This is a genomic window from Stenotrophomonas sp. SAU14A_NAIMI4_8 (genome assembly GCF_003086695.1).
In the GTDB taxonomy this organism is placed as follows: domain Bacteria; phylum Pseudomonadota; class Gammaproteobacteria; order Xanthomonadales; family Xanthomonadaceae; genus Stenotrophomonas.
In genome coordinates this window covers 303333-319021 of sequence record NZ_CP025999.1, presented here as the reverse complement: position 1 = coordinate 319021, position 15689 = coordinate 303333, and the positions used below count along the sequence as shown (strand labels likewise).

General features: G+C 67.7%; 14 protein-coding genes and 1 riboswitch. Of the genes, 6 read left to right on the top strand and 8 right to left on the bottom strand.

All coding sequences use genetic code 11. The annotated features are described in order from the left end of the window. Positions 1 to 27: 27 nt before the first annotated feature. Together C1930_RS01350 and C1930_RS01345 are read left to right on the top strand one after the other, a co-directional pair. Positions 28 to 1008, top strand: a complete 981-nt coding sequence (locus C1930_RS01350; protein ID WP_108770907.1) for a cation transporter — start codon at positions 28 to 30, stop codon at positions 1006 to 1008. 109 nt (positions 1009 to 1117) lie between these two features. Next, positions 1118 to 1543, top strand: a complete 426-nt coding sequence (locus C1930_RS01345; RefSeq protein ID WP_004153735.1) for an organic hydroperoxide resistance protein — start codon at positions 1118 to 1120, stop codon at positions 1541 to 1543. 225 nt (positions 1544 to 1768) lie between these two features. Here the strand turns inward: C1930_RS01345 and mmsB are convergent, their stop codons facing one another. From mmsB to C1930_RS01320, 5 genes are read right to left on the bottom strand one after another with little or no spacing between them, the layout of a single operon-like run. Further along, the gene (mmsB, locus tag C1930_RS01340) at positions 1769 to 2659 is read right to left on the bottom strand and encodes a 3-hydroxyisobutyrate dehydrogenase (RefSeq protein ID WP_108755125.1); all 891 of its coding nucleotides are present in this window, start codon (positions 2657 to 2659) and stop codon (positions 1769 to 1771) included. Beyond that, positions 2656 to 3831 carry an enoyl-CoA hydratase/isomerase family protein gene (locus C1930_RS01335; protein ID WP_108770906.1) on the bottom strand — a complete coding sequence of 392 codons (1176 nt, stop codon included), beginning with the start codon at positions 3829 to 3831 and terminating at the stop codon, positions 2656 to 2658. The genes mmsB and C1930_RS01335 overlap by 4 nt, the downstream gene beginning before the upstream one ends. After that, a complete protein-coding gene (locus tag C1930_RS01330; RefSeq protein WP_108755123.1) occupies positions 3828 to 4625 on the bottom strand; it encodes an enoyl-CoA hydratase in 798 nt (265 codons plus the stop codon). The genes C1930_RS01335 and C1930_RS01330 overlap by 4 nt, the downstream gene beginning before the upstream one ends. Beyond that, on the bottom strand, positions 4622 to 5788 hold the full coding sequence (locus tag C1930_RS01325; protein WP_108770905.1) for an acyl-CoA dehydrogenase family protein: 1167 nt from the start codon (positions 5786 to 5788) through the stop codon (positions 4622 to 4624). The genes C1930_RS01330 and C1930_RS01325 overlap by 4 nt, the downstream gene beginning before the upstream one ends. 14 nt (positions 5789 to 5802) lie before the next feature. After that, entirely contained in the window at positions 5803 to 7308 is a 1506-nt protein-coding gene (locus tag C1930_RS01320) for a CoA-acylating methylmalonate-semialdehyde dehydrogenase (protein WP_108751851.1), read from the bottom strand. A gap of 114 nt (positions 7309 to 7422) precedes the next feature. Here C1930_RS01320 and C1930_RS01315 point away from each other — a divergent pair, with 114 nt between their 5' ends. Continuing rightward, positions 7423 to 8790, top strand: a complete 1368-nt coding sequence (locus C1930_RS01315) for a short-chain fatty acyl-CoA regulator family protein (RefSeq protein ID WP_108755121.1) — start codon at positions 7423 to 7425, stop codon at positions 8788 to 8790. Positions 8791 to 8993: 203 nt separating this feature from the next. Here C1930_RS01315 and C1930_RS01310 read toward each other — a convergent pair whose 3' ends face one another. Both C1930_RS01310 and C1930_RS01305 read right to left on the bottom strand, forming a co-directional pair. After that, the gene (locus tag C1930_RS01310) at positions 8994 to 9431 is read right to left on the bottom strand and encodes a hypothetical protein (RefSeq protein ID WP_108751849.1); all 438 of its coding nucleotides are present in this window, start codon (positions 9429 to 9431) and stop codon (positions 8994 to 8996) included. A 43-nt stretch (positions 9432 to 9474) separates the two neighbouring features. Then, positions 9475 to 11367, bottom strand: coding sequence for a patatin-like phospholipase family protein (locus C1930_RS01305; protein WP_108755119.1), 1893 nt, complete (start codon positions 11365 to 11367; stop codon positions 9475 to 9477). A gap of 141 nt (positions 11368 to 11508) precedes the next feature. Between C1930_RS01305 and C1930_RS01300 the strand changes: the two genes are divergently transcribed. The 3 genes from C1930_RS01300 (at position 11509) to pncA (ending at position 14737) form a co-directional block, all read left to right on the top strand. After that, entirely contained in the window at positions 11509 to 12915 is a 1407-nt protein-coding gene (locus C1930_RS01300; RefSeq protein ID WP_108770904.1) for an FAD-binding oxidoreductase, read from the top strand. Between the two features lie 109 nt (positions 12916 to 13024). Beyond that, a riboswitch (cobalamin riboswitch) is annotated at positions 13025 to 13242 on the top strand. A 140-nt stretch (positions 13243 to 13382) separates the two neighbouring features. Next, positions 13383 to 14054: an epoxyqueuosine reductase QueH gene (locus tag C1930_RS01295; protein ID WP_108751847.1), complete on the top strand. Its 672-nt coding sequence runs from the start codon at positions 13383 to 13385 to the stop codon at positions 14052 to 14054. A gap of 56 nt (positions 14055 to 14110) precedes the next feature. Next, complete coding sequence (gene pncA, locus C1930_RS01290) at positions 14111 to 14737, top strand: bifunctional nicotinamidase/pyrazinamidase (RefSeq protein ID WP_108770903.1); 627 nt, start codon at positions 14111 to 14113, stop codon at positions 14735 to 14737. 85 nt (positions 14738 to 14822) lie between these two features. Here pncA and purU read toward each other — a convergent pair whose 3' ends face one another. Continuing rightward, positions 14823 to 15674: a formyltetrahydrofolate deformylase gene (gene purU, locus C1930_RS01285; RefSeq protein ID WP_108748124.1), complete on the bottom strand. Its 852-nt coding sequence runs from the start codon at positions 15672 to 15674 to the stop codon at positions 14823 to 14825. Between the last annotated feature and the right edge of the window lie 15 nt (positions 15675 to 15689).

The window sequence follows — 15689 nt, the reverse complement described above, 5'->3', positions numbered from 1 at the left end:
AAGCGGCGCGGCGGGGATAGCGCAGGCATGGCCCGGCTCTACAATGGAAGCATGGCCGCCGACCGCCCACAGTTCTTCGATCCCAGCAGTGAACAGGGCGTGCTGCGCCTGTCCATCGCCGCCTCGCTGCTGCTGGCCGCCGCCGCCGTGGTGTTCGGGCTGCTGGCCAATTCCTCGCTGATCATCTTCGACGGCATCTACGGCCTGATCGACGTGGTGATGACCTGGCTGTCACTGCTGGTAGCCCGGCTGATCGCCCTGTCCACCAATACCGATGCGCTGCAGTCGCGGTTGAACCAGCGCTTCACCATGGGCTTCTGGCACCTGGAGCCGATCGTGCTGGGGGTCAGTGGGACGCTGATGATCGGCGCGGCGCTGTACGCACTGGTCAATGCGGTGGATGCGCTGATGTCTGGTGGGCGGCATATCGCGCTGGGCCCGGCCATCATCTTCGCCGGCCTGTCCATCGTGGCCGAGGGCACGCTGGCGTGGTTCATCGTGCGCGCCAACCGTCGCATCGGTTCGGAATTCATTGCGCTGGACGCAAAGAACTGGGTGATCGCCGCCAGCATGTCGGCCTGCTACCTGGTCGCGTTCCTGGGCGGGGTGCTGGTACGCGGCACCTCGCTGGCCTGGGTGGGGCCGTATATCGACCCGGCCATCCTGGCCTTCGTCTGCGTGCTGGTGATGATCGCCCCGCTGGGCACGGTGCGCCGGGCGCTGGCCGGCATCCTGCTGGTCACCCCGCCGGAACTGCAGGCGCACGTGGATGCAGTGGCGCGCGACGTCGTGGCCCGGCATGGCTTCGTCGAACACCGCAGCTACGTGGCCCAGGTGGGGCGTGGCGAGCAGATCGAGCTGTTCTTCGTGGTGCGCGAGGACGACCCGCCGCGGGCGCTGCTGGAATGGGACCGGCTGCGTGACGAGATCGGCGATGCACTGGGCGATGCCTCGCCAGACCGCTGGCTGACCATCATGTTCACCACCGACCGCGAATGGACGATCTAGCACCACCGGACGATCCATCAATATTTGCGGACGATCTGTCACCCAGCGTCCATGAAAAGCGGGCAAAGTAGCTCCATCGAAACACCCACCCACTGACCAGGAGCATCCCATGTCCATCGAAAAGGTTCTGTACACCGCCCAGGCCACCTCCACCGGCGGCCGTGAAGGCCGTTCGGTCTCGTCCGACAACGTGCTGGACATCCAGCTGTCCACCCCGCGCGAGCTGGGCGGCGCCGGCGGCCCGGGCACCAACCCGGAGCAGCTGTTCGCAGCCGGCTACTCGGCCTGCTTCCTGGGCGCGCTGAAGTTCGTGGCCGGCCAGGCCAAGGTCGCCCTGCCCGCCGACACCACCGTGACCGGCAAGGTCGGCATCGGCCAGATCCCGACCGGTTTCGGCATTGAAGCCGAACTGACCATCAACGTGCCGGGCGTGCCGCGCGAGCAGGTGGAAGAACTGGTGCAGAAGGCCCACATCGTCTGCCCGTACTCCAACGCCACCCGCGGCAACATCGACGTGACCCTGATCGTTGCCTGATGCAGCCAAGGGTCGGCGGGGCCGGATCCCTTTGCCAACCGGCAAAGGGCTCTGACCCCACTGCCCCCCTGCGCAGGATCGGGGTCAGAGCCCTTTCGCGTTGCGAAAGGGATCCGACCCCGGTATCCGACCCCGCAATAAAAAATGGGCGGATGCCGGTCGAAACCGGGCATCCGCCCATCCCACCTCGGGTGGGCCCCGGCACAGGGCCGGGGACGCATTCGCTTATTTGTCGCTGGTAATGAGCTGCACCACGCTGGAGAAATCCAGCTTGCCGCGGCCGGCCTGGTGGTTCATCGAGTACAGGTTGCGGGCCACTTCGCCCAGCGGGATCGAGGCGCCAACGCTCATCGCCGCTTCCACGGCCAGCCCCATGTCCTTCAGCATCAGATCGCTGCCGAAGCCGCCGCTGTAGCCGCGCGAGGCCGGCGCGTTTTCCAGCACGCCCGGCCACGGGTTGCACACTTCGGTGGCCCAGCTGCGGCCGGTGCTGACCGCCATCATCTGCGACAGCACCTTCGGGTCCAGACCGTGCGCCACGCCCAGCGCGATGGCTTCGCCGGTGACGGCCATGATCACGCCCAGCGCCATGTTGTTGCACAGCTTGGCGACCTGGCCGGCACCGCTGGCGCCCACGTGGAAGATGTTCTTGCCCATTGCCTGCAGCACCGGGCGGGCGCGCTCCAGCGCGTCCTCTTCGCCACCGACGATGAAGGTAAGGGTGCCGGCCTGGGCACCGGCGGTACCGCCGGAAACCGGCGCATCGATCATCTGCAGGCCGCGTGCGGCGGCCGCTTCGGACACCTTCCGCGCACTGGCCGGGGCAATGGTGCTGCAGTCGATGACCAGCGCGCCGGCCGGAATGGCGGCCAGGAGGCCATCGTCACCCAGGTACACGCCTTCGACGTGGCGGCTGGCCGGCAGCATCGAGATCACGACCTCGGCATCGGCCAGGGTCTCGCGCGCCGACGCGGCAGCACTGGCGCCGGCATCGACCGCCGCCTGCACGGCGGCCGGCACCAGGTCGAACACGCGTACGCTGTGGCCGTTCTTGACCAGGTTGGCGGCCATCGGGCCACCCATGTTGCCCAACCCGATGAATGCAATGCGGCTCATGCAAGGCTCCTTTCAGCCATGGGGGTACCCAGGTCGGCCAGCGGATGCGCGGCGTCGGCCCAGGGGGATACAAAGAAGGTGTCGGCCCAGGCGGTGGTGGCCTCGGCCAGGGTGGCCGGGCTCCACTGCGGGTTGCGGTCCTTGTCGATCAGCAGCGCGCGGATGCCTTCGGCGAAATCGCCATGGGCCGCGCAGTGCAGTGCGGTGATGTACTCCAGGCGGTAGACGCTGGCCAGGTCCCGGCCGGCGTTGCGCCGCTGCAGTTCGAAGGCCAGCCGCGCCGAACCCGGTGCACCGGCGGCCAGCGTCTTCTGCGCGGTCTGCAACCAGGCATCGTCGGTCTGCAGCGTGCTGATGCGATCGATGATCGCGGGCAGGTCATCGCCTTCGCACAGCGCATCGACCGTCGCGGCATTGGCCAGCAGCGGGCCGGTGGCAGCATCGCTGGCATGCGACTGCAGCAGCTGGCTCAGGCGTTCGTGGTTGTGCGCGGCATCGGCGGACCATGCCACCTGCAGCAGCGCATCGAACACCGCGCTGCGACGTTCCTCGGCCACGTGCAGATCTGCCAGGCCGGCATAGATGGCATCGCCGGGGTTCAGCAGCGCACCGGTCAGGGCCAGGAACAGGCCGGCCCTGCCCGGCACGCGCGGCAGCAACCAGCTGCCACCCACATCGGGGAACAGGCCCACGGTGATTTCCGGGAAGGCCAGCTTGGAACGCTCGCTGACCACACGATGGCTGGCGCCGGACATCAGGCCGATGCCCCCGCCCATCACGATGCCATGGCCCCAGCACAGGATCGGCTTGGGATAGGTGTGGATGAGGTAATCGACGCGGTATTCAACGTCGAAGAATTCGGCGGCGTAGGCGTTGTCGCGGATATCGTGGTGGCCGGCGTCGCGGAAGGCAACCATGGCCTTGTGCAGGCTGTGCAGGTCACCACCGGCGCAGAATGCCTTTTCACCAGCGCCCTGCAGCACCACCATCGCGATACTGTCATCCTCGGCCCAGGCGTTGAGCTGCTTCAGCAGCAGGTGCGCCATCGCCAGCGAGAAGCCGTTGAGCGTGCGCGGCGCGTTCAGCGTGGCGATGCCGATGCGCGTGCCGTTGCCGGCCACGCGCGCTTCGAACAGCACCGGTGCTTCGTCGGCAACGGTGTCGGTGCTCATGCGTTCTTCCACTGCGCGGCGCGCTTTTCCAGGAAGGCGGTCACGCCCTCGACCTGGTCGGCCGTGTCGAACAGATCGACGAAGGCTTCGCGCTCGGCCACCAGTGCCGCGGCGTGGGTGCCGGTGCGGGTGGACTGCACCAGGGTCTTGCAGGCGGCGATGCTGGTCGGGCTCTGCTTGCCGGCCTTCTTCGCCCATTCCAGCGCCAATGCCTTGGATTCGCCCTTGCCGACCTTTTCTTCGGCCAGGCCAATGCGCAGTGCGGTGTCGGCATTGATGCGCTCACCCAGCAGGATCATGCGCTTGGCCCAGCCCTCGCCAACCAGGCGCGGCAGGTTCTGGGTGCCACCAGCGCACGGCAGCAGGCCGACGGTGGCCTCCGGCAGTGCGACCTGGGCGTGGTCTTCGATGATGCGCAGATCGCAGGCCAGCGCGCATTCCAGGCCGCCGCCCATGGCGTAGCCGTTGATGGCAGCGATCGACACGCCACGGAATGCGGACAGCGCTTCGAAGGCCTCACCGAAACGACGCGCGGCTTCGCGTGCAGCGGCCTTGTCGCCCGATGCGAACTGGTTGAGGTCGGCGCCGGCGGAGAAAAATTTCTCGCCGTCACCGGTGATCACCAGGGCGTAGATGTCGCGGTCTGCGTTGAGCGCGCCCACCAGGTCGCGCAATGCGGCCAGGCTGTGCACGGTCCAGGTGTGCGCCGGCGGGTTGTGCAGGGTGACCACCGCGGTGTGGCCATCGGCCTCGACCTTCAGGCCCACGTGTTCCTGGGTACGCCAATCCTTCATCGCAGTTCCTCTTCGGTGTTGAGCAGGTGGCGGGCCACGATCACCCGCATGATCTCGTTGGTGCCTTCCAGGATCTGGTGCACGCGGCTGTCGCGCAGCAGGCGCTCGATCGGGTATTCGCGGATGTAGCCGTAACCGCCGTGGATCTGCAGCGCTTCGTTGCAGATCTTGAAACCGGCATCGGTGGCGAAGCGCTTGGCCATCGCACACCACACGTTGGCGTCGCTGGCGCCGGCGTCGAGCTTGCGCGCGGCCGAATGCACCATCTGCCGCGCGGCCACCAGTTCAATGGCCATGTCGGCCAGCTTGAACTGCAGGGCCTGGAAGTCGGCCAGCGCCTTGCCGAACTGGCGACGCTCGCCCATGTAGCGGCGTGCGGCATCCAGCGCGCCCTGCGCGGCACCCAGCGAACAGGCGGCGATGTTGATGCGGCCGCCGTCCAGCCCCTTCATCGCCAGCTTGAAGCCGCCGCCTTCCTCTCCCAGAAGGTGGCTGACCGGCACGCGCACGTTTTCGAAGGTGATGCCACGGGTGGGCTGGCTGTTCCAGCCCATCTTCTCTTCCTTGCGGCCATAGCTGATGCCCGGCAGGTCGGCCGGCACCGCGATGGCGCTGACGCCGCCGGCACCGGCACCGCCGGTACGCGCCATCACCACCAGCAGTTCGGTAGCACCGGCGCCGGATATGAAGGCCTTGGAACCGTTCAGCACATACACGTCGCCATCGCGCACCGCGGTGGTCTTCAGCGAGGCGGCGTCGGAGCCGGCGCCCGGCTCGGTCAGGCAGTACGAGGCCAGCTTGCTGCCCGACGACAGATCGCTGCCCCACGCGTCGCGCAGTGCGTCCTGGCCCCACTTGGACACCATCCACGAGGCCATGTTGTGGATGCTGATGTACGCCGCGGTCGACGGATCGACGTTGGCGAGCTCCTCGATGACGACGGCGGCGTCCAGACGGCTCAGGCCGCTGCCGCCCACTTCCGGGTCCATGTACAGACCGCAGAAGCCCAGTTCACCGGCCTTGGCGATCGCCTCGCGCGGAAAGATGCCCTCCGCATCCCATCGCGCGGCGTGCGGCGCCAGTTCGGCCTGTGCGAAGTCACGCGCGGCTTCGCGGTACGCCTGCTGCGCTTCTTCCTGGTCCGTCGTCATCGAGTGGCTCATGGCTGCTCCCGCCCTTACTTCAGGCTGATGGTGGTGTTGACGCCGTGGCTCAGCGTCTCGTCATCGAACCAGCGTGCGGTGACGGTCTTGGTCTGGGTGTAGAACAGCACCACCTGCTTGCCGTACGGGCCCAGGTCGCCCAGCTTGGACGCGCGCGAACCGGTGAACGAGAACAGCGGCACCGGCACCGGAATCGGCACGTTGATGCCGACCTGGCCCACGTCGATGTCTTCCTGGAACTTGCGCGCGGCCGCGCCAGACTGGGTAAACAGTGCGGTGCCGTTGCCGTTGGGATTGCCGTTGACCATCGCGATGGCGTCTTCCAGCGTTTCCGCTTCCAGGATCACCAGCACCGGCCCGAAGATTTCTTCCTGGTAGATGCGCATGTCGGTGGTGACACCGGCAAAGATGGTCGGGCCGACGAAGTTGCCCTTCTCGAAACCGTCGACCTGCGGCTTGCGGCCGTCCAGCACCAGCTTGGCCCCCTGCTCCACGCCCGAGGCGATCAGGCCTTCCACGCGCTCGCGGGCGCTGCAGGAAATGACCGGGCCGACATCGGTGCCGGCCACGGTGCCGCCGCTGACCTTCAGGGTCTGCGCCTTGGCAACCAGGTCCTGCACCCAACCGCGTGCCTCACCCACCAGCACCAGGGTGGAGGCGGCCATGCAGCGCTGGCCGGCCGCACCGAAGGCGGCGCCGACCATCGCGTTGAGGGTCTGTTCCTTGTTGGCGTCCGGCAGCACCACGGCGTGGTTCTTGGCGCCCATCATGCACTGCACGCGCTTGCCGGCCAGCGAGGCACGGTTGTACACGTGGGTGCCGACACGGGTGGAACCGACGAACGACACCGCCTTGATGTCCGGGTGGTCGCAGATCGCGTTGACCACCTCTTCGCCACCGTGGACGACGTTCAGCACGCCCTTGGGAATGCCGGCTTCCAGCGCCAGTTCGACCAGGCGCATGGTCACCATCGGGTCCTGCTCGGACGGCTTGAGGATGAAGGTGTTGCCCGTTGCAATCGCCATCGGGAACATCCACAGCGGAATCATCGCCGGGAAGTTGAACGGGGTGATGCCGGCGCACACGCCCAGCGGCTGCATGATCGTGTAGGTATCCACGCCATTGGCCACGTTGTTGGCCAGCTCGCCCAGCTGCAGGTTGCCGATGGCGGCGGCGTGCTCGACCACTTCCAGGCCGCGGAACACATCGCCTTCCGCATCGGGCAGGGTCTTGCCCTGTTCGGCGGTGAGGATGTGGGCCAGCTCGCTCATGTTTTCGCGGATCAGCTGCTGGTACTTCAGGAAGATGCGCGCGCGGGTACCGATCGGGGTCTTGCGCCAGGTCTTGAAGGCTTCCTTGGCGGCGGCGACGGCGGCATCCACTTCGCTGGTGGTGGCGAACGGCACCTGCGCCAGCACGTCCTGGGTGGCCGGGTTGACCACGTCCTGCCAGTGGGAGGTGGCCGATTCGATGAACTGGCCATCGATCAGCATGCGGATACGGGGCGCTGCAACAGTCATGACGACAATCCCACGGGCTCGAAAGATGCTTGGCATTATTCACAGCACCCACCTCGATTTCCGGGCTGAATCCGCTTAATCTGGCCAACACGCCAGACGATTCCTGTTAATTCTGTGAATTTCCAGCCTTCCCAGCGCCAGTTGGGCCTGCGCCTGCTGCGGCTGCGCGAGCAGCGCGGCTACAGCCAGGTTGATCTGGCGCGCGCCTTGGGCCTGTCGGCCAGCTACCTGAACCAGATCGAGCGCAACAAGCGCCCGCTGACACCGGCGGTACAGCAGAAGCTGGGCGAGGTGTTGGGCGATGTTTCCGCCCTGTTCGACGACGATGAGCCCGCTGCACTGCAGGAATCGTTGGGCGAGACCCTGCGCGACCTGGGCCTGGCCGATGTCAGTGCCACCGAACTGCGGGCCCTGGCTGGCAACCTGCCGCAGGTCAGCCGCGCCCTGCTGGACCTGCACCGCCGCCACCTGGCCCTGCGCGAGCATGCCGCGGCACTGGAATTCCAGCTGGGTGAGCCCGGCGCCGGCAGCACCCTGCCGGCCGGTGACCAGGTGCGCGAGTTCTTCAACCGCATGCACAACCACATTCCCGAACTGGATGAACTAGCCGAACGCCTGTTCGCCGAATGGGGGCTGGCACCGGGCCACGTGGCGCCGCGCCTGCGCCAGCTGCTGGCCGACCGCCACGGCGTGCTGGTGGAAGTGGCCGCGCTGCAGGCCGGGCGCGAGAAGCGCCAGTACGACGCTGGCAGTCGCACGCTGTGGTTGCCGGATTATCTGGAACCGGGCCAGCAGGCGTTCCAGATGGCGGCCGAGCTGGCCCTGCGCGGCTACCTGCCGCAGATCGATGCGGTGGTGGCGCGCGCGGGCTTCCACGATGACGCGCGTATCGCGCAGGCGCGGATCGGCCTTTCCAACTACTTTGCCGGTGCGCTGGTGATGCCCTACATGCGCTTCCTGCGCGCGGCCGAGGCGAGCAGTTACGACATTGAACTGCTGGCACACCAGTTCGGCGTGGGGTTCGAAGCGGTCTGCCACCGGCTGAGCACGCTGGCGCGGCGCAGTGCGCCCGGGCTGCCGTTCTTCTTCATCCGCGTGGACCGTGCCGGCAATGTGTCCAAGCGCCATTCGGCCACCGATTTCCATTTCTCGCAGGTAGGCGGTTCGTGCCCCTTGTGGATCGTCTACGAGGCGTTCAACCAGCCCGGGCGCATCCTGACGCAGACCGCGCGCATGCCCGATGGGCGGCGCCATTTCTGGTTGGCGCGGCAGGTCAGCAGCGGGCCGGTGGGGCATGGCCAGCCGCGCAAGACCTTCGCGGTGGCGCTGGGCTGCGACCTGCAGCATGCCGAGCGACTGGTGTATTCCCTGGGGCTGGATGTGCAGAGCCCGGGCAATTCGGTGTCGATCGGGCCGGGTTGCCGGGTGTGCCCGCGCGAGGACTGCATGCAGCGCGCGTTCGTGCAGTTGCCGGGGAGGTAGGTTCTTCTGCAGGGCTGCGCCCTGCGCCCCTGTAGAGTCGAGCCATGCTCGACTGAAGCGACGGGTAGGTGCCCACCTGGGTGGGCACGCTCTGGGCCTGCGCGGAATGCATCCACGCATGGCGTGGATCTACTGGTAGGTGCCCACCTTGGTGGGCACGCTCTGGCCGTGCGCGGAATGCATCCACGCATGGCGTGGATCTACTAATCCCAATACACGGTCAGCACGCGGTGGCCTTCCGAGGGTACGGGGGCGTCGATGTGCTGGCCGTAGGGCCAGCCTTCGCCCACGCCGTCGCATTCCAGACCCTGCAGCCACCCTTCTACGGTCTCGACGTCGGCGCGGGTCAGCACATGCACGTTCTCGGCAGCAGGCCATTCGCTGTCGTCTTCCAATGCGCTGCCCCAGTCCTGGTGCAGGCCGACGTACACACCTTCCACTTCGGGCTTTTCGGCAATCACGGCCAGGCGCGCGTACAGCTCGGCAATCGGCGGGCGGCCGAAACCCCATTGGTTGGGCGCGATGCATTCTTCGAAATCATTGCCTTCGAAGTACGCGGCCAGTGGCACCACCGGCAGGTGCTCCGGGTCGCGGGCATCGAGGCGTTCAAGCAGATCCAGCAGTTCCTGGCGGGCAGACATCCACAGCTCCTTGCAGCATGAAGCACGATTGTATCGATCGCGCTCAGTAGATCGGTGTCACCTTCATCTGCGGCAGCGGACGCGGTGCGCCTTCGGTCAGGTCCGGGCCCAGGTCTTCCCAGGTGCGGCCCTGTTCCACCATCAGCCCCCACAACTGCTGCGACGCCTGGCGCTTGTCTTCCGACCCCAGCTTGTACGACGGCGGCACCGGCTCACCCACGGCAACGGTGGAATAGGCGGCACGGTAGGCCAATACCTGCTGCGCTGGGTCGTCGGTGCGCGCCACTTCGAGCGTGTAGCGCTGGTAGGCCGAAGCCAGGTTGCGCCAGCGGATCCAGTAGTGGTTCTCGAACGAGAACGCACAGAAGCGCGCGCCGGCCAGGCTGCCCTTGTCGGCAATTCGGGTCAGCACGTCCTGCGGCATGTCCAGGTTCATGCCGCCTTCGTCGCCCTGCAGGCTGACGTGCACGATGCGGTCGCGGTAGCCGGGCGCGCGCGCCTGCAGCAGGTCGCGCCAGTTCTGCATGGTGGCCACCACGGCGAACAGGAAGCGACCCAGTTCACCGGCAGCCAGCGGCGTGGCAATGGACTGGTAGTGGCGCTGCCAGCCATGGCGGTTGCCGGTGGGCAGGAACACTGACTTTTCCAGGGCCGCGCGCGTACTGCCGCCGTGGCTCACTTCTTCGGCGTGCTGCGGGTACACCAGGTTGATGGCGAACGTGGGCCAGCGCGGCATTGCCGCGTCGAACAGGTGGATGGGGAAGTTGCTGCTGATGCCGCCATCGGAGAACCAGCACACGCGGAAGGCGGTGATCACCGGGCCGCATGCCTGGCCGGCGCTGGTCAGCCCTTCCATGCTGTCGGCCACGCTGTGCTCCTGCGTGGCCGGCGCTGCCGCCGGTTCGCAGCGGCGCTCGCGGCGGGCCGGTTCGTGCAGCGGCACGGCGCTGATCAGCAGCGGGAAGCTGAGGCTCATGCGTGTGGCCACCAGCACCGGCAACTGCGCGCCCTGCGGCAGATGGTAGTACTGGCGCCCGTCCACCTGCAGCGGCGCACCGGCCTGCTGCACCAGCCAATCCACCACGCTGGCCGGGAACAACTGGGCGAATTCCTCGCGCAGGAACCAGAACTGCGCCCCGCCCAACGGCAGGGTGCGCGGTTCGTTGTGGGACACACAGGTGGTGATCATCTGCAGGCTGATGGCCTGCGGGCTGTGCGGTTCGCCGGCATAACGCGGTGCATCGTGCAGATCGGCGAAGGTGAGCGGAGCGTCCAGCGGCTTGCCCGCCAACTGCTGCAGGCGCGCGTGCAGCCAGTCGGTCAGCGCCGGGGTCTGCGGATCGCGCCCCAGCCCACTGCACAGGCCCAGCAGGTTGCGCCGCGCCACCCGCGCCACGCGCAGCGCTGCACCGGCCACACCGGCGCCATAGGCGCACAGCAGCGACGGCAGCAGGGTAGCCGCCACACCGCTCCAGCCGCCGCCCCAGCCGCCCAGCGCCAGCAGCAGGGCCAGCGACACCAGCACTTCCAGCGGCGCGATGGTGAACACGGCCACGGCCAGGCACAGCAGCTTGCGCGGCCAGCGCGCCTTGCCGGTCAGCACTACCAGCAACCGGTACGCCGAACGCGCGCCGCGCGCGGGCTGGAACAACCCGTAGATGAAGCCGCGCCGCGACAACTGCGTTGACACCGCCGACAGCCCACCGTAGCCCGCCTCACCGGGCAGCGTTTCGCCGGCCTGCTGGCGGCGGTCGCCATACGCGGCCGCTGCAGCCACCGCCGCGGCAATCGCCCCGGCCGAGGTGCCGCCGATGCTCTTGAAGCGGTACTGCTGGGCCAGCGCCAGCACCGCGTTGGGATACACGATGCCGCTGGTGATGCCGCCTTTCATGACCAGATCGCAATATTTGTCCGCCACTGCCCTGCCCCCGTGCATGCCGTCCACCGCGTGGGTTCCAGTATGGCGCAGGGGCTTCTCAGGGCCTGAGAACCGCTACGCAGTCAGCGCGATTCCCCCTTGGCCGGGCGCCGTGCCGCATGCACACTGCGGCCAGGAAGCGGACTGCAGGGACTGCCCATGACCACCCGACGCGCCTTCATTGCCGGCTGCGGCGCCGCTGCGGCGGCCACCGCCTGTTCACCCGGGCAGGCACTCACTGGCAACGACATCAGCCAGCTCGAGCCCACCGCCTTGGCGGGCATTACCCGCGTCGACGGACAGCGCTTACTGGTAGACGCCCTGCAGCGCCACCGTGGCCCGGTCTGCGTGGCCGGTGGCCGCTTCAGCATGGGCGGGCAGACCAGCGCCGATGGCGCCCTGCAGCTGGACATGACCGGCCACAACCGGCTGCTGCGGCTGGATGTGCCGGGCAAAGTAGTGCGCGTGCAAGCCGGCATGCGCTGGCGGGAACTGCAGGCGCTGCTGGACCCGCACGACCTGTCGGTGAAGGTGATGCAGAGTTTCAGCAGCTTCACCGTGGGCGGCTCGGTCGGCGTGAACTGCCATGGCCGCTACGTCGGCAACGGCAGCCTGGCCGCGACGATCCGCGCATTGCAGGTGGTACTGCGTTCGGGCGAGGTACTCGAAACATCGCGCAGCCAGCACCCGGAGCTGTTCGCGGCGGTGATCGGCGGCTACGGGCTGCTGGCCGTGGTGAGCGAGGTGGAACTGGACCTGGCCGACAACACACGCATGGCGCGGCACATGCAACGCGTCGCGCTGGCCGACTACCCGCAGTGGTTCGCCGACCACGTGCAGTCGCGCGGCGATGCGCTGATGCACAACGCCGATCTGCTGCCGCCGCGTTTCGATGCCCCGGTAACGGTGACCTGGCGCCGCAGCAGCGCCGCGTTGACCGACACCCGCCGGCTGGTGCCGGTGGGCGACCGCTATGCCTACGAACAGAACATGATCTGGGCGGTGTCCGAACTGCCAGGCGGCGCGCAGCTGCGCGACAGTTCGGTGGTGCAGAAGCAGCTGCAGCAGCCTCGGGTGATCCACCGCAACCTGGAAGCGAGCCTGGACGTGGCCTCGCTGGAGCCGCGCACGCGCGCCATGTCCACCTACCTGCTGCAGGAGTACTTCATTCCGGTGCGGCAGTTCCAGGCGTTCGCCACGCGCATGGCGGCGATCCTGCAGCACCACCACGTGGACGCACTGAACGTGTCGATCCGCCACGCGCCGGCCGATACCACTTCGCTGCTGGCGTGGGCGCGCCAGGAGGTGTTCTGCTTCGTGCTGTACCACAAGCAGCGACGCTTCCCCTGGAGCGACACCCTGGCCACCGGCTGGACGCGGGCGCTGATCGATGCCGCGCTGGACTGCGGCGGCAGCTACTACCTGCCCTATCGCCCGCATGCCACCCGCGAACAGTTCCGCCGCGCCTACCCGCAGTGGCAGCGGTTCGTTGAAGCCAAGCGCCAGTACGACCCGCAGATGCAGTTGGTGAACCATCTTTGGCAGCGCTACATCGCGGTGCCGTAGCAACGGGATCTGACCCTGGTGGAATGAAGGGGTCGGATCCCGTTGCAGCGCAACGGGCTCTGACCCCAACCCCCTTGACCGGCGCGACCGACGCGTCCACCGTGGGCGCGCCGAAGGTATCCCTCCAGGCGCTCACGCGCAGGGAGGGATTTAAACGGGAATCCGGTGAAGGCGCCTGGCGCGCCCATTCCGGAGCTGCCCCGCAGCGGTGAATGGAAACGAAGCCTGCCAACAGCACTGGGCGCACGCCTGGGAAGCGGCAGGGAGTAGGTGGGCTGCGGCCCGTGTCCATCAGCCCGAATACCGGCCCCGGCCGGGGGACACGACCGTCCCCTGATTCGACCTGGACTCTCCGCGGGGAGGGTGCCGGGGCCATCGTCGTCCTGCGCGCGCGGGCGCGGTGGCCGCGTGCGTCCTGTTCACGGTGTCCGGCCCGATCCGTTCCCCACGCTGCCACGCACCCGACGATGACCGAGCTTCAACGCCCCACCCTGACCCTGCCCGCCGACGGCAAGCGCCTGCTGCTGCATTCCTGCTGTGCCCCGTGTTCGGGTGAAGTGATGGAGGCGATCACCGCCTCCGGGATCGATTACGCGATCTTCTTCTACAACCCCAACATCCACCCGGTGAAGGAATACGAGCTGCGCAAGCAGGAGAACATCCGCTTCGCCGAGCAGCACGGCATTCCGTTCATCGACTGCGACTACGACACCGACAACTGGTTCAGCCGCGCGCGTGGCATGGAAAACGAGCCCGAGCGCGGTATCCGCTGCACCATGTGCTTCGACATGCGCTTCGAACGCACGGCGCTGTACGCGCACGAGCACGGCTACGACACCATCAGTTCGTCGCTGGGTATTTCGCGCTGGAAGAACATGGCGCAGATCAATGACTGCGGCATCCGCGCCGCGTCGCGCTACGAAGGCCTGCAATACTGGGACTACAACTGGCGCAAGGGCGGCGGCGCCAGCCGCATGGTGGAAATCAGCAAGCGCGAGCAGTTCTACCAGCAGGAATACTGCGGCTGCGTGTACTCGCTGCGCGATGCCAACCGCCACCGCCGCGAAACCGGCCGCGAGCGCATCAAGATCGGCCTGCTGTACTACGGGCAGGATGCGGAAGCGCCCAAGGGCGATTGACGCGCGCGTACGGGGCGGCCACGCTGGTCGCCCCCTTCTGTTGTAGTGGAACTGCCATGACCGTCCTGCCCGCCGATGTCGCCCTGCTGGTGATCGACCTGCAGCCGGACTTCATGCCCGGTGGTGCGCTGGCCTGCGCCGACGGCGATGCGCTGGTGGCACCGATTGCCGAGCTGCTGGCCCAGCGCCGCTATCGCACGGTGGTGGCCACCCAGGACTGGCACCCGGCCGGACATGCCTCGTTTGCCAGCCAGCACCCGGGCACGCGCCCGTTCGAGACCATCCTGCTGCACGCGCAGCCGCAGACGCTGTGGCCCGACCACTGCGTGCAGGGCAGCGACGGCGCCGCGCTGCACCCGGGCGTGGACTGGAACGTGGCCGACCTGATCCTGCGCAAGGGCACCCGCCCGCAGGTGGATTCGTACAGCGCCTTCCGCGAAAACCACGGGCCCGATGGTGATCGCCCGGCCACCGGCCTGGCCGGCTGGCTGCATGAGCGGCGTATCCGCGAAGTGCACGTGTGCGGCCTGGCGCGCGACTACTGCGTGCTGTGGAGCGCGCAGGACGCGGCCAAGGCCGGATTCCGGGTGAAGTTCCTGTGGGAGCTGACCAAGCCGGTGACCGATGCCAACGACGCGATGGTGCGCGAGGCCTTGGGCAAGGCGGGGATTGCGGTCATCTGAGGTGCGCCCGCCGGGCATGGCCCGGCGCTACCCAAGGTGACGGTCGGTAGCGCCGGGCCATGCCCGGCGGCCACGCAACCCGCTGTCAGCGGAACACCACCGTGCGGTGCCCGTTCAACAGGATGCGGTGCTCGACATGGCGGCGCACGGCACGCGCCAGCACCTGCGATTCGGTATCGCTGCCCAGCCGCACCAGGTCGCGCGGGGTCATGGCGTGGTCTACCCGGGCGACGTCCTGTTCGATGATCGGGCCTTCGTCCAGGTCTTCGGTCACGTAGTGCGCGGTGGCGCCGATGATCTTGACCCCGCGCGCGTGCGCCTGGTGGTACGGCTGCGCGCCCTTGAAGCTGGGCAGGAAGCTGTGGTGGATGTTGATCGCACGGCCAGCCAGCGCGCGGCACAGGGTGGGCGACAGAATCTGCATGTAGCGCGCCAGCACCACCAGGTCGATGCGCTCACGCTCGACCAGATCGATGATCTGCTGTTCCTGCACCGCGCGCGTTTCCGCGTTCACCGGCAGGTGGTGGAACGGCACCTGGTAGGACGCGGCCAGCGGCGCGAAGTCGGCGTGGTTGGACGCCACCGCGGCGATATCCACCTTCAGCTGCCCACTGTGTGCGCGGAACAGCAGGTCGTTCAGGCAATGCCCCTGCTTGCTGACCAGCACCAGCAGGCGCGCGCGGCGGCGGCCGTCGTGCAGCTGCCAGTCCATGCCGAAATCGGCGGCGAGCGCGGCCATGGCGCCATGCACCGTGTCCAGCGGCAGGCCGGCGTCACGGTCGAAGTGCACCCGCAGGAAGAAACGGCCGCTCTCTTCATCGCCGAACTGCTGGGCGTCGAGGATGTTGCAGCCGTGGTCGAACAGCAGCCCCGACACGCGATAGACGATGCCGGTGCGGTCGGGACAGGACAGGGTAAGAATGGAATCGGGTCGCATGGCCCAAGTTTAGGG

Coding starts and splice junctions, on each gene's coding strand:
- C1930_RS01325 (WP_108770905.1), bottom strand. CDS start 5,788: ATGAGCCACTCGATGACGACGGACCAGGAAGAAGCGCAGCAGGCGTAC.
- C1930_RS01310 (WP_108751849.1), bottom strand. CDS start 9,431: ATGTCTGCCCGCCAGGAACTGCTGGATCTGCTTGAACGCCTCGATGCC.
- purU (WP_108748124.1), bottom strand. CDS start 15,674: ATGCGACCCGATTCCATTCTTACCCTGTCCTGTCCCGACCGCACCGGC.
- C1930_RS01330 (WP_108755123.1), bottom strand. CDS start 4,625: ATGAAGGATTGGCGTACCCAGGAACACGTGGGCCTGAAGGTCGAGGCC.
- pncA (WP_108770903.1), top strand. CDS start 14,111: ATGACCGTCCTGCCCGCCGATGTCGCCCTGCTGGTGATCGACCTGCAG.
- C1930_RS01345 (WP_004153735.1), top strand. CDS start 1,118: ATGTCCATCGAAAAGGTTCTGTACACCGCCCAGGCCACCTCCACCGGC.
- C1930_RS01300 (WP_108770904.1), top strand. CDS start 11,509: ATGACCACCCGACGCGCCTTCATTGCCGGCTGCGGCGCCGCTGCGGCG.
- mmsB (WP_108755125.1), bottom strand. CDS start 2,659: ATGAGCCGCATTGCATTCATCGGGTTGGGCAACATGGGTGGCCCGATG.
- C1930_RS01350 (WP_108770907.1), top strand. CDS start 28: ATGGCCCGGCTCTACAATGGAAGCATGGCCGCCGACCGCCCACAGTTC.
- C1930_RS01335 (WP_108770906.1), bottom strand. CDS start 3,831: ATGAGCACCGACACCGTTGCCGACGAAGCACCGGTGCTGTTCGAAGCG.
- C1930_RS01305 (WP_108755119.1), bottom strand. CDS start 11,367: ATGCACGGGGGCAGGGCAGTGGCGGACAAATATTGCGATCTGGTCATG.
- C1930_RS01295 (WP_108751847.1), top strand. CDS start 13,383: ATGACCGAGCTTCAACGCCCCACCCTGACCCTGCCCGCCGACGGCAAG.
- C1930_RS01320 (WP_108751851.1), bottom strand. CDS start 7,308: ATGACTGTTGCAGCGCCCCGTATCCGCATGCTGATCGATGGCCAGTTC.